Genomic DNA, 13257 nt, shown 5'->3' with positions numbered 1-13257 from the left:
TTGCCGGCGCGCCGGCGGTGAGTGAATGAGTCTTGCGGCTGGCCCCTAAACCAATCCGTCCGCCATGGGTAGCCCCACGGCGAACGGACCGATCTTCGAAACCTGAAATGACAAGGCGGGCACCTGAGCGCCCGCCCTGAATTACCAGCGGTAGTGCGAGAAGGCGCGGTTCGCTTCCGCCATGCGGTGCGTGTCTTCGCGCTTCTTGACGGCATTGCCGCGGTTGTTGGCGGCATCCAGCAGCTCACCCGACAGGCGGGCGGCCATGGTGGTTTCGCTGCGGTTGCGCGAAGCCGTGATCAGCCAGCGGATGGCCAGAGCCTGGGCGCGCTCGGGACGCACTTCGACCGGGACCTGATAGGTCGCACCGCCGACGCGGCGGCTGCGGACTTCGATGCCGGGCTTCACATTGTTCAGCGCGTCATGGAACATCGCGATCGGGTCCTTCTTGGACTTCGTCTCGACGGTTTCGAGCGCACCGTACACGATGGACTCGGCGACGGCCTTCTTGCCGTCCTGCATGATGCTGTTCATGAACTTCGACAGCACGATATCGCCGAACTTGGGATCGGGCAGGATAACGCGCTTTTCGGGGCGACGACGACGTGACATATTCTAGTCTCCCTTACTTCGGACGCTTCGCGCCGTACTTCGAACGGCTCTGCTTACGGTCCTTGACGCCCTGGGTATCCAGAACGCCGCGCAGCACGTGATAGCGCACACCGGGAAGGTCGCGCACGCGGCCGCCGCGGATCAGCACGACGCTGTGCTCCTGAAGGTTGTGGCCTTCACCGGGAATATAGGTGATGACTTCGCGCTGGTTGACCAGACGCACCTTCGCCACCTTGCGAAGTGCCGAGTTCGGCTTCTTCGGGGTCGTCGTGTAGACACGGGTGCAAACGCCGCGCTTCTGCGGGTTCGCTTCCATTGCAGGGACCTTCGACTTGGTCTTCTGCAGCTCGCGGCCCTTGCGGACCAGCTGGTTGATCGTTGGCATGAAGCCCTTCACCTTTTTCAGTTACTTTACCTGCATTCCCGCGTTCCATGCAGCCTGAAAAAGCGAATCGCTTCCAAACAGCAAAGGCCCCGGCGGAAACCCGCCCGGAGCCGCAAGAGCACCGGCAATGTTCAGCTCTGGCGCCCCAAGGACCGTTTCTGGGCAGACGAATCCATCCATCCCGGACCTTTGAGCAGGCGCGCCTATAACGATGCCTGCCCGGTGGGTCAAGGACGGTGCCGGCCGCACTCGTTCCGTCCCCGGTCCGACATGGTGAAGGCAGGGTTAGGGAATTGATAAGAACAGGGAAGCTATTCTGGACCGATGCCGCCACGACGGTGCGCGCTTGGATGGAATGTGACCCAGCTTTCAACAATCACCGGCGAATTCAACGCCCCGGACATGGAGGCCGCCTTCCAGGCCGACCGACTGCCCGAGTCGCAACGCCACGCCCGGTTGCTTTTCCTGCTGTCGGCAATCCTCAACGCCCTCTTCCTCTTCAGCGACTGGCGCTTTGCCGGCACGCCGCATTTCTGGATCGCCGTTCCCGCTCGCACCGCGGTGGTCCTCTGGTCGCTCGTCTGCCTGTCCTTGTCCCGCCATATGGTCAATTTCCGGGCGGTGGAGCGGATCTGTTTCGCCTGGCAACTCGTGACGGCCATCGGTGTCGCATTCCTCGTTTCCTCGCGCAGCGACATCGCGATCTTCGTCCTCGTGATGCTGCCGCTGATCTTCTATCTGGTGGTGCCCACCAGCTTCCGTGGCAATGTCGGCGGCGGGCTGGGCTGCGCGGGGCTGCTGCTGGTCGGCTATCTCGCCCCGGCCCCCTTCGCGCCCACGGCGCCCGGCATGATCATGGCGGTGCTGATCCTGCATTGCGGCATGTGCATGGCGATCGCGCGAACCAACCGGCTCCAGCGCAAGGAATGGACGGCAAGCCAGATGGCCCAGACCGCCCGCACCGCGCTCGCCGCCAATAGCGAGACGCTGGAGCGCATGTTCCTGAGCGTGCCGATCCCGCTGCTCGTGACGCGGCCGGACGGTTCGGTCGTGCGCTTCAACGACGCAGCCGTCCGCACTTTCGGCGCCTATGGCGACCTTTCAAGCGTCCCGTTGCTGAGCGAAGAAGGCGCCGGGCCACCATCGGGCTGTGGGACGAACCTGCGCGACCGCATCGCCGCCGGACAGGAAGTCGACAATCTCGAATGCCGCATCGTCAGTGGCGACGGCGCCGTGCATGATGTGCTGCTGGCCTCCCGCCCGATCGTGATCGGGGGGGAGGATTGCATCCTCTCCAGCATCGTCGACATCACCGCCCGCAAGGAGGCGGAGCGTCATCTCGCCCATCTGGCCATGACAGACGCGCTGACCGGCCTTGCCAACCGGTCGCATTTCATGGCGATGCTGACCCAGGCCTCCGCCGCCACCAGCCGTTCGGGCGGGCAGATGGCCGTCGTGCTGATCGATGTCGACGAATTCAAACGGATCAACGACAGCGCCGGCCATGATGCGGGCGACGCCCTGCTCTGCGCCGTCGCCGAACGGCTCCGCGATGCGGTGCGGCCCGGCGATCTGGTCGCGCGCATGGGTGGCGACGAATTCGCGGTGCTGCTGACCCGGCTGCGTATCGCGTCCGACCTCGATGCCATATTGGCGCGCATGACCGAGCAGCTCCACCAGCCGCTCAGCCACGGCACCCGTGACATCGACTGCCGCGTCTCCATGGGGGTCGCGCTGTTCCCCGAACATGCGGGCAACATGGCCGACCTCATGAAACATGCCGACATCGCTCTCTATGAAGCGAAAAACGGCGGCCGGGGCCGGGCCTGCCTCTTCGAACCGGGCCTGCTGGTGCGCTGGCAGCGCGATGCGCGGATGCTGGAACGCGCGCGCGACGCGCTGGTCCACGCTCCGCCCGCACCCTGGTATCAGCCCAAGGTTGACCTCTCCACGAACCGGGTCATCGGGTTCGAAGCGCTGCTGCGCTGCGTCCGCCCGAACGGATCGATCATCATGCCGGGCGAGATCGCCGCCGCCTTCGAACATTCCGAACTGGGTCGCGTGATTACCGAACGGATGCTGGCCCAGGTGCTGGCCGATTGCCGCATGTGGCAGGACCAGGGCCTAGATTTCGGCCATGTCGCGATCAACGTGCCCGGTGTCGAACTGCATGACGGCAGCTTCCCCGACCGGCTGCTCGACGCGCTGGAAGCCACGGGCGTCCCGCCCAACCGGATCGAGCTGGAGGTCACCGAATCCGTCTTCCTCGGCCGCAATGCCGAAGTGGTGGAACGCAGCCTGCATCGCCTGAGCGCGGCGGGCGTCTCGATCGCGCTCGATGATTTCGGAACGGGCTATGCCTCCCTGTCGCACCTCAAGCAGTTCCCGATCGACATCATCAAGATCGACCAGTGCTTCGTGCGCGATCTGGAAACCGATCCCGATGACGCCGCGATCGTACGGACGGTGCTCAACCTCGCCTATAGCCTGGGTATCCGCACCGTGGCCGAAGGCGTCGAGAATGTGCGCCAACTCGACTATCTGCGCGCGGGCGGCTGCCATTTCGGTCAGGGCTTCCATTTCGGCGCGGCTGCACCCGCGTCGCAAGTGCCCGAAATGCTGGGACTGAGCCCGTCGGCGAAGGCGGTCCGCCCCGCATAGCAATCCCGCGCAAGAATTTTTGCGACCGGCCGGAACCAAAATTCAGCTTCCACGTTTCGTCCCGTTCATCCTTCGACTCGTCACGACTCCGCCGACGCGGATTCGCGCGACTCGATTCCTTTTGTTAGCGCCCCCTTCACTAAAAAACGCACGCGGGGTCGCAATTGTCGCAACAGAGCAAGAAGGGGGTCGCCACCCTCTGGGCCAGGATTGTTGATTACCGTTGAGAAGTGACCCGGGAAGGGCCGATATTTCCACTGAGAAGTGACCCATGTTGAACTCACCCCTGGCATTGACGAGCGAGGGGTCATGGAGTGTTGGACATGGCGTTATTGAGCGTTATCCGGCGCTGGCATTTCCGCGATCATCTTTCGATCCGCGAGATTGCGCGGCGTACCGGGCTGTCACGTAATACGATCCGTAAATATCTACGTTCGGACACGATCGAGCCGCGGTTCAAGGTGCCCGATCGGCCGAGCAAACTGGACCCGTTCGCGGAGCGGCTGTCAGCCTGGCTGAGACGGGAGATGGGTCGGACCCGCAAGCAGAAGCGGACGATGAAGCAGCTGCATGCTGATCTGGTCAGCCTGGGCTATGACGGCTCCTACAATCGGGTGGCGGCCTTTGCCCGGGACTGGCGCGATGATTATCGTCGTGAGCAACAGATGAGCGGGCGCGGGACATTCGTGCCGCTGTCCTTCGCACCGGGGGAAGCATTCCAGTTCGATTGGAGCGAGGACTGGGCGATCATCGGCGGCGTGCGCACCAAGCTGCAGGTGGCGCACTTCAAGCTCAGCTACAGCCGGGCCTTCCTCGTGCGGGCCTATTTGCTCCAGACCCACGAGATGCTGTTCGATGCCCATAATCACGCATTCCGCGTGCTGGGCGGCGTTCCGCGCCGTGGGATTTACGACAATATGCGCACCGCCATCGACAAGGTCGGGCGCGGCAAGGAGCGCAACGTCAACAACCGCTTCCTCACCATGGTCAGTCACTATCTGTTCGAGGCCGAGTTCTGTAATCCGGCAGCGGGCTGGGAAAAGGGCCAGGTCGAGAAGAATGTCCAGGATGCCCGTCATCGGCTATGGCAACCCACGCCGCAGGCGGAAAGCCTGGATGCCCTGAACCTGTGGCTGGAGGAGCGCTGCAAGGCGCTGTGGCAGGATATCCCGCACGGGATCGAACCGGGTTCGGTCGCCGATGCCTGGGGCGATGAAGTGGAAAGCCTGATGCCGGTGGGCAGACCGTTCGATGGCTTTGTCGAATATGGCAAACGGGTCTCGCCAACCTGCCTGATCCACCTGGAACGCAACCGTTACAGCGTTCCGGCGTCCTTCGCCAATCGGCCCGTCAGCCTTCGGGTTTATCCCGATCGCTTCCTGGTCGTCGCAGAGGGACAGGTCATATGCGAGCATCAGCGCATCATCGACCGATCCCATGATGGTCCCGGCCACACCGTCTATGACTGGCGTCATTATCTCGCCGTCGTTCAACGCAAGCCCGGCGCCCTGCGCAACGGCGCGCCGTTCCTCGAACTGCCCGATGCCTTCCAGCGGTTGCAACGGCATCTGCTGCGCAACCCCGGCGGCGACAGGGAGATGGTCGAGATCCTGGCGCTGGTCCTCCATCATGACGAGCAGGCGGTGCTGACCGCCGTCGCCATGGCGCTGGATGCAGGCGTTCCGACCAAGACGCACATCCTCAACCTGCTGCACCGGCTGCTTGATGGAAAGCCGCTCTCGACGCCGCCGGTGACGGCGCCACAGGCGTTGAGGCTGGTCAGTGAGCCGATGGCCAATGTCGAACGCTACGATGCCCTGCGCCGGGAGAACCGTCATGCGTCATGATCCCGCCACCGGCGCCCTCGTCGTGATGCTGCGCGGCCTGAAAATGCCCGGCATGGCCCAGGCTGTGACCGACCTCATGCAGCAGGGATCGCCCGCCTTCGAGGCGGCGGTGCCGATCCTCTCCCAGTTGCTGAAAGCCGAAACAGCCGAACGCGAGGTGCGGTCTGTGGCCTATCAGCTCAAGGTCGCGCGGTTCCCCGCCTATCGCGACCTCGCCGGCTTCGACTTTGCCAGCAGCGAGGTGAATGAGGCGCTGGTGCGCCAGTTGCACCGCTGCGACTTCATCGACGTTGCCGACAATATCGTGCTGGTCGGCGGACCGGGCACCGGCAAAACCCATGTCGCCACGGCGCTGGGTGTTCAGGCTATCGAGCATCATCGAAAGCGCGTCCGCTTCTTCTCCACGGTCGAGCTGGTCAATGCCCTGGAACAGGAAAAGGCCCAGGGGCGCGCCGGGCAGATCGCCAACCGGCTCGTCCACTCCGACCTCGTCGTCCTCGACGAGCTAGGCTATCTGCCGTTCAGCGCATCAGGCGGCGCACTGCTCTTCCACCTGCTGAGCAAATTATACGAACGCACCAGCGTCATCATCACCACCAACCTGAGCTTCAGCGAATGGGCCACCGTGTTCGGTGACGCCAAGATGACCACCGCGCTCCTCGATCGGCTCACCCATCACTGCCATATCCTGGAAACCGGCAACGACAGCTTCCGGTTCAAAAACAGCTCGGCCCACCAGGCCAAACCCAGAAAGGAGAAACCTGCACCTTGACCCATCAATGACATCCGAAACATAATATCAGGCGGGTCACTTCTCGGTGGAAATCCCGGGTCACTTCTCAACGGTAATCAACACTCAATGGCCTGGGATTGCTTCTCCACCTCCATCTCAAGGGCATTTGCTCGTGCCACGAGCGCCTTGCTGCCGCCATCCGCTATTGCGTCAATAATGTTGTCCAAACGGGTTTGGCTGGCATCCTTCTGCCTGCCAAGCTCAGCCAGCTTTTCACGGAGTTCCGCAAGTTTGTGATTTTCAGCCTGCTTAGCCACGAGGCGTGGCAAAAGCTCGTCCAGCACGGTTTTCTCAACCACGTCATAATTGAGGATCGTGGGATTTTCGCATGAATGTTTCCGTCTGGATCGGTCACACCGCAATCGGCGGTAGGTTTTGCGACGGTAATTGACCACTTCGCCGCTTACCTTTTTATAGGTCTGGACCGTATCGGTCGTATGCTCGAAATGGGCACCACCGCCGCACTCGTCGCAAAACACCATCTGTGTGAGCAGATTGCGGTTCTGATTCCTTGACCGCTTCTGGTTGCTCTTCCGCATAGATAGCGTGGCTTGCGCTTGGTTGAACTTTTCAGCGGAAATCGCCTGCGGATAGAAGTCTGCTGCCAACGTCCGTCCATCATTGGTGACGTATTCGCCCAACACGGTTCGCTTGGTGAGAAGGCGATAGACATAGCTGTAGAACCAACCGTTCTTGGTTCGGTTCTTGAACTGATTCCAAACCGGTTCATCACGATCATTGAGCAACGTGACGATACGATGGAGGCCCATGCCATTGATATAGAGATCGTATATCTCGTTCAGCACCTTCGTTCGATGTTCGTCCAGAACATACTCGCCATCAACGCGGTTGATCCATGTGGGAGTGTGCGGGATCGGTCTTTTCTGACTGCCATCCGCAATTGCTTCGAATCGCTTGTCCCAAGACGCCTTCGTACGGCGGCTCTTTTTATCGCTTTCTTCAAACGCCAACTGAGCTTTGATGATGACGGAGAACAACTCCATCATATCGCCGTTGTTGCCAGCCTTGTAGCAATAGCCATCGTGAAAGGTGGCTACGTCAACGCCTGCCTCATTGAGCGCCCAGATGAGCTGTGCTGCGGCCTTCGCTCCCTGACGGCTCAAGCGGTCGATGTTTTCGACTATGAGCGCCTTGTCACGGTGGAGGCCGTTACGGGCTTCTACCTCAAATTCGTATAAGGCAGACCCCTCAGCACGATTCTTCGCGTGAAAGGCACTCTTACCTTCGTCCGTGATTGTTTTCTCAACGGTCCAACCACGAGCAGTAGCGAACTCAATACCCGCCGTTTTCTGCCGTTCTAAGCTGTAGCCCTTGCTTTGCTCAGTGGTAGAAAAACGGGCGTATATGATCGCAGTTTGAGCCATTGGGCTGTCCTATCGCGGCAAGCGTTAGGATTTTGTCTACGTGCATCGCAACATGGACCCGCGCGGGAAAGGTCACATGCGCATTGGCGCGCGCCACCGTAACTTCCCCCGTCTCCAGCGGCTGGCGCAGCGAATCGAGCACCATGCGCTGGAATTCGGGCAGTTCGTCAAGGAACAGCACGCCCAGATGCGCCATGCTGACCTCGCCCGGCCGCGCCTTGTGCCCACCGCCGACCAAGGCCGCCATCGACGCGCTGTGATGCGGGTTGCGGAAGGGCCGCGCCCGGCTGATCCGGCCGCCCTCCAGCGTTCCCGCCACACTGGCGACCATCGACGTTTCGAGCGCTTCCGCCGGTGTCAGTTCCGGCAATATCCCCGGCATGCAGCTCGCCATCAGCGACTTGCCCGCGCCGGGAGGGCCGACCATCAGCCCGTATGTGACGTGAAGACCCGCAATTGGGCCGCACCTTAGGAGAAAGAACCTTGCTCCGCCGGAGACCCGTAATGCTTCACGTTGATCAATCTCAGTTTGCCGCTGACCTAGCAGCCGTCACGAAGGCCCGAGTTTATAGCTACACCCGCTTCTCCACGCCCGAGCAGGCTCAAGGGGACAGCTACCGTCGCCAAACGGACGCAGCGGCGCGATGGGCTAAGTCAAAGGGGCTCACCCTCGACGACCGCCTGTCATTCGCCGATGAAGGCGTATCCGCGTTTCGTGGCGGCAATGCTGGGACTGACAAGGGCTTGGGTCGCTTTATCGCTGCCTGCAAGTCGGGGCTGGTCCCGGACGGCTCTTACCTCATCGTAGAGAGCCTCGACCGATTGAGCCGAATGGACCCACACGAAGCCCAGTACCAGCTGCTGGAAATCGTGCGCTCTGGCGTAGCGGTTGTGACGCTCGGGGACGGGCAGGAATACTCGACTGAGCGCCTCCAGCGGGAGCCTTTTGCCCTCATGATCGCACTCATGGTCGCCATGCGGGCCAATGAGGAGTCGAAGACCAAGGCCCGGCGCGTCAGTGCCGCGTGGGCAGAAAAGCGCCGCAAGATCACCGCTCGGGAAACCGACAAGCTGACCGAGCGCGCCCCCGGCTGGCTCCGATGGAGCTCTGAGGGCTGGTCTATCGTTTCCGAGCGGGGCGAGGTGGTGCGCCGGGTCTTCGCCATGACGTTACAGGGTGTCGGGGAGCATAAGATAGCCCAGGCGCTCAACATTGAAGGCGTCCCTGTCTTTGGGCGCGGGAAGATGTGGCACCGCTCGGCCATCGCCAAGCTGCTCCGCAACCCTTCCGTCATCGGAACGCTGATCCCCGGCCGCATCGAATATATCGAGGGCAAGCGCACCCGCGTACTGGAACAGCCTGTCGTTAACGCCTACCCCGCTGTCATCAGCCAAGACGATTGGTTGACCGTCCGCGCGATGAAGGACGGGGAGACCACCGCCGTTAGAGGTCGAGGGGCAAAGGCTCCGCTCGCCAATGTCCTGTCCAGCCTCGCCCGCTGCCCAGACTGCGGAGCCGCGATGACCCGCGTGAACAAAGGGCGGAAGGGCGGAAGACCTAAGCTGGTCTGCAAGCCCCTTTCCCAAGGTCTCTCCTAAGGTATCGTCAAAGGATTTGGCGGCACTAGATTTGATGCCTGAAACCCTGCGACTGAGAGCCCGACCAATTGCACGAAGTATATTCCCGACAGCGCGGATTAGGCCCAGTTCCGCAAGCGGCTCTCGCCCGTCCGCCGCTGCTGTCCTCAAATCTAACAGTGCCTCTTTCAGGTCAGGCTCAACTAAACTAGGCGGCTGATCGATGATGACGTCGGCTAACTGAACTGCTGCATCGTGCGCTCTCTCGCCAGCGCCCTCGATGGCGCGCGCCTCTTCAAGGAACTGCCTCACCGTAGGGAACTGCCTACTGAGTGCGACAAGATCGCTCACGAGCGCTCCAACGTCGGCAGCAGTGACGTCGTCTAGCCTTTCTGTGATCTGCGGCATCATCATTTCCAAGCCGCGCGATTGAATTGCGAGTTGGAGACCACGTTCTGCCGAAAGGGGCTTGTTGAGGGTTTTCCTGACTGTTTCGAGTCGCGCACTAAACCCAGGCCCGACGTTTGAACCCTCTAGGTTGCGACAGAGCCTCATTGCCGTCGCTAAATGATCTTGTCGCAACTCATCCAAACTGTCGGGGCTGACTTTAGTCTGAGCGATGGTAGCATCGACAAGGCGCAGCTTGCCCCCCGCAACTTCAGCGCCGATTGGCCCATCGATGGGATCGATTTCTTGCGGTAGAATGACTGGCAATCTCGCGATGGTGTCCTCTGCCTCAGGCTCATCAAACTGAGCAGATAGGAGCGCCTGAGCTATCGCATTCTGCACAATAGCAGGCCGAAAAGGCTTGGTTACCAGATATGTTGGCTGCGGGCGCTTATCTGTTAACAATCGCTCCGGGAAGGCCGTCACGAATATCGTAGGATACTGGCGCTCCAGAAAAATTTCGTTCACGGCGTCAACGCCTGAACTGCCATCTTCGAGTTCAATATCAACGAGGATGAGGCCGGGACGCTTAGCGCGGACTGCTGCGACCGCCTCATGCCTTGTTGTCACAATCGCTGACACTTCATGCCCCATGTCGGTCACGATCTGGTGGAGATGTGCCGAAATAACTGGGTGATCTTCAATTATGACAACGGTCGTTGGCTCCTGAAGTCTCAGCTCTGCCAACCCTTCCCCAGCTAGACGAGCAGCTTCTTTGCCCTCAATTCCTAGAATTACGGAAATCTCGTCTGGTTTATAGCCTCCTAACGCCTGCAACAGGGTCGCGCTCCGGGTAAGGAGGTCCATTCGCTGCAAGCGCCGAATTGCGGCATCATTCCGCCCCTCCGGGACTGCTGAGGGCTCGCACATCTCGCGCGTGGCGAGTTGCTCATGAAAAGCTACGAAGAGCGCCTGTCTAACGTCCCAGGCCTTGTATGACTGCGGGCGATTTTCAACCTCTCCAACGGCACGTTCAATCAATTCCTGAACATGGGCTTCATTGCCTAGCAACACGCTCGCATAGTATCGGACATATGACACCGCCGATGAAAGATGAGATTTAGAAGGCATTCCACCTCCGTACCCGATTGCCCAATCTTCGGGAAGAAGGACGGGCGACACTACTGCTGCATCAGGTGCGGCGACCGCAAGGCGCTGGAGCGCGCCGAGCGGGGCAGGGTGATGAATGAAGTTTTCCTGAGGGTTGGAAGAGGGTGACTGCGGGGTAGCGTTCGGATGGTTTCGGCCATTCTCGGGCGCTACCCTGCTTTTTTTTAACGACGTCTCCGCTCCGTTTAACTATGCGTCAGCACTATCTGCGACTGAAACCGCCACTGGCAGCAAAAAAACCAAGCGCCAGTGTCCCGGCGGAGGTCACAAACGTCACCACAGATCGCGCCAACGACCAAGGTCGATCAGTCAACTCTAGATAGTCTTTCATGAATTGTATCTTTTGCGCGCCGTTTAACTGAGCATTTTCCAGTAATGCTTTGATTTCACTTGCCCCAACGATGCTGCAAGACTGGGCCTGTAACAGCGCACCTGCAACTCCGCCGAGCATGGCCGCTAAAAGCGGCACAGCACCCATGTATATGAACCTGTCGAGTTTCGTCTCGGGTAGCACCTACGCCTCCATCATCGCGTGAACGAAATCGGGCGACCCTTTCGAGCCGCCCGCCGCTTTCCGACAAGTCTTAGAAACGCATTTTACGTGGAGTAACAGCTTCTGGGGGAAATCCACCGCCTGCCGCAGGGTCCAAAGAATGAACGCGGATCGTGCCAGTCGGACAGCGAATCGTTAGCGCGTCTTGGTCGGATCAACCAAGCGGTAGCCCATGCCCGGCTTCGGAGTGGGCGGGAGGGGCTCGCCACGCACAACCGTCCGTTCTGCGCCTGCGCCACCGCGCGGACCAATCTGCTGATACTGACCCGAACGGGGTGCCGGGCTGCCCGGCTTCAACGGTTTACTCATCACTTTACTCCACGCGCTGAAGCACAAGATGTTGTGCCCCTTCATACGCGCAGCGACATCATGCTGGATAAAACCGGAAATGCAATAATTATCTGTTCTTGGTTTGTATTATCTGTGGAGAATGGGTCTTTACGTTCCCATTGGGAGGAGATTATGCCCGCCCGCCGCCGCGATCTCCAGCGCCCGCTTGGCCGTCTCCTGACCCTTGACCTGCTTGAGATCGACGGCGCGCAGCGGCGGCTCCACCGCTCCCGGCTGCGGCGGCGTGAGGGCGGCGGTGCCCTTGAAATGGTTGAGCAGGCCAAGCAGGTCGGGCGCGGCAACGACTTCCACCTGCCCCGCCCAGGCCGCTTCGCTCCCCTGCGCAACCGGGCAGACCAGGCCCAGTTCACGCTCCCCGGCATGAAGCGCCGCAAGCAGCACGCCCGGCGTCGGCGCGATACGGCCATCCAGCCCCAGTTCCCCGACGACGACATAGCCCGACAGCGTTTCGGCATCGATCACCCCCATCGCGCCCAGCAGGGCGAGAGCGATGGGGAGATCGAAATGCGATCCTTCCTTCGGCAGATCGGCAGGCGACAGGTTCACGGTGATCCGCTTGGGGGGCAGCGACAGGCCGATCGCGGCGATGGCGTTGCGCACCCGTTCGCGGCTTTCGGCGACCGCCTTGTCGGGCAGGCCGACGACAATGAAATTGGGAAGTCCGGGGACCAGCTGGCATTGGACCTCTACACCCCGGGCCTCCAGCCCGAGATAGGCGACCGTCGATACCGTCGAAACCAAATGATGATCCCCCCTGCCGCGCCCGACGTCTGGAAACCCGGTTCCAGAAGGCAGGCTTCCCGCTCCTGCCTTCGCAGGAACAGGGGGTGGATTCAATAGCTTAGCTTCATGAAGGTTCAGCCTTGTCCCGGCCGCCCCTTGAACCCTTGCGCCACGACATACCATTCGACGCTGCCCTTGCGGCTGGCGGGCGGCTTGGCATGTTTGATGGTCGTGAAATGCTTCTTGAGGATGGCGAGCAGATCGGCGTCGGTGCCGCCCGCGAACACCTTGGCGACGAAGGTGCCGCCCTTGCGCAGATTTTCGACCGCGAACATCGCCGCCGCCTCGACCAGCCCCATGGTACGCAGATGGTCCGTCGCCGCATGGCCGACCGTGTTCGCCGCCATGTCCGAAATCACCAGATCGGGCGCATCGCCCAACGCCTCGGCCAGCAGGGCGGGCGCCTTGTCGTCCATGAAATCCATCTGGAACAGGGTGACCCCTGGAATCGGATCGGTCGGCAGCAGGTCGATGCCCACCACCTTCGCCTTGGGGCAGAGTTTGCGCACCACCTGCGCCCAGCCGCCGGGCGCCACGCCCAGGTCGACCACCGCGCGCGATCCCTTCACGAAATGGAATTTCTCGTCCAGCTCTATCAGCTTGAAGGCGGCGCGGCTGCGCCACCCTTCCGCCTTGGCGCGGCGGACATAGGGATCGTTCAACTGCCTCTCGAGCCAGCGGGTGGACTGGGCCGTCCGCCCCTTCGCCGTCTTGACCCGCACCTTGCCGGCGCCAGTGCCTCTCACAGCCTA

9 protein-coding genes and 3 pseudogenes are annotated in these 13257 nt (G+C 61.2%); 4 read left to right on the top strand and 8 right to left on the bottom strand.

Annotated features, from left to right (window positions below; genetic code table 11):
* Positions 1-141: 141 nt before the first annotated feature.
* A complete protein-coding gene (gene rpsG, locus CAF53_RS10430) occupies positions 142-612 on the bottom strand; it encodes a 30S ribosomal protein S7 (RefSeq protein WP_037464411.1) in 471 nt (156 codons plus the stop codon).
* Between the two features lie 13 nt (positions 613-625).
* A complete protein-coding gene (gene rpsL, locus CAF53_RS10425; RefSeq protein ID WP_007686591.1) occupies positions 626-997 on the bottom strand; it encodes a 30S ribosomal protein S12 in 372 nt (123 codons plus the stop codon).
* 357 nt (positions 998-1354) lie between these two features.
* Between rpsL and CAF53_RS10420 the strand changes: the two genes are divergently transcribed.
* From CAF53_RS10420 to istB, 3 genes are all read left to right on the top strand, one after another.
* On the top strand, positions 1355-3658 hold the full coding sequence (locus CAF53_RS10420) for a bifunctional diguanylate cyclase/phosphodiesterase (RefSeq protein WP_100238019.1): 2304 nt from the start codon (positions 1355-1357) through the stop codon (positions 3656-3658).
* Between the two features lie 323 nt (positions 3659-3981).
* Positions 3982-5505: an IS21 family transposase gene (gene istA, locus CAF53_RS10415; protein WP_100236964.1), complete on the top strand. Its 1524-nt coding sequence runs from the start codon at positions 3982-3984 to the stop codon at positions 5503-5505.
* Positions 5495-6277, top strand: coding sequence for an IS21-like element helper ATPase IstB (gene istB / locus CAF53_RS10410; protein ID WP_100236963.1), 783 nt, complete (start codon positions 5495-5497; stop codon positions 6275-6277). Before istA ends, istB begins: the two co-directional genes overlap by 11 nt.
* 77 nt (positions 6278-6354) lie before the next feature.
* Here istB and CAF53_RS10405 read toward each other — a convergent pair whose 3' ends face one another.
* Both CAF53_RS10405 and CAF53_RS10400 read right to left on the bottom strand, forming a co-directional pair.
* A complete protein-coding gene (locus tag CAF53_RS10405; protein ID WP_100238018.1) occupies positions 6355-7683 on the bottom strand; it encodes a recombinase family protein in 1329 nt (442 codons plus the stop codon).
* Positions 7684-7738: 55 nt separating this feature from the next.
* Positions 7739-8206 (bottom strand): annotated as a pseudogene (locus tag CAF53_RS10400) (ATP-binding protein); the annotation flags it as partial.
* Here CAF53_RS10400 and CAF53_RS10395 point away from each other — a divergent pair.
* Entirely contained in the window at positions 8188-9282 is a 1095-nt protein-coding gene (locus tag CAF53_RS10395; protein ID WP_100238017.1) for a recombinase family protein, read from the top strand. The pseudogene CAF53_RS10400 and the gene CAF53_RS10395 overlap by 19 nt on opposite strands.
* A gap of 741 nt (positions 9283-10023) precedes the next feature.
* Here CAF53_RS10395 and CAF53_RS28050 read toward each other — a convergent pair.
* The 4 genes and pseudogenes from CAF53_RS28050 to CAF53_RS10375 all read right to left on the bottom strand — a co-directional run.
* Positions 10024-10779 (bottom strand): annotated as a pseudogene (locus CAF53_RS28050) (response regulator); the annotation flags it as partial.
* A 241-nt stretch (positions 10780-11020) separates the two neighbouring features.
* Positions 11021-11296 (bottom strand): hypothetical protein, encoded by a 276-nt coding sequence (locus tag CAF53_RS27055; protein WP_157801248.1) that lies wholly within the window; start codon positions 11294-11296, stop codon positions 11021-11023.
* Between the two features lie 528 nt (positions 11297-11824).
* Positions 11825-12463, bottom strand: a pseudogene (locus CAF53_RS10380) (magnesium chelatase domain-containing protein); the annotation flags it as partial.
* A gap of 116 nt (positions 12464-12579) precedes the next feature.
* On the bottom strand, positions 12580-13251 hold the full coding sequence (locus tag CAF53_RS10375; protein ID WP_100238014.1) for an RlmE family RNA methyltransferase: 672 nt from the start codon (positions 13249-13251) through the stop codon (positions 12580-12582).
* Positions 13252-13257 lie beyond the last annotated feature (6 nt).

The sequence above is a fragment of the Sphingobium sp. LB126 genome, assembly GCF_002795205.1.
Lineage (GTDB): Bacteria > Pseudomonadota > Alphaproteobacteria > Sphingomonadales > Sphingomonadaceae > Sphingobium > Sphingobium chungbukense.
Note: the sequence above shows the minus strand (reverse complement) of the source record. Positions and strands in the feature narration are given on the sequence as shown.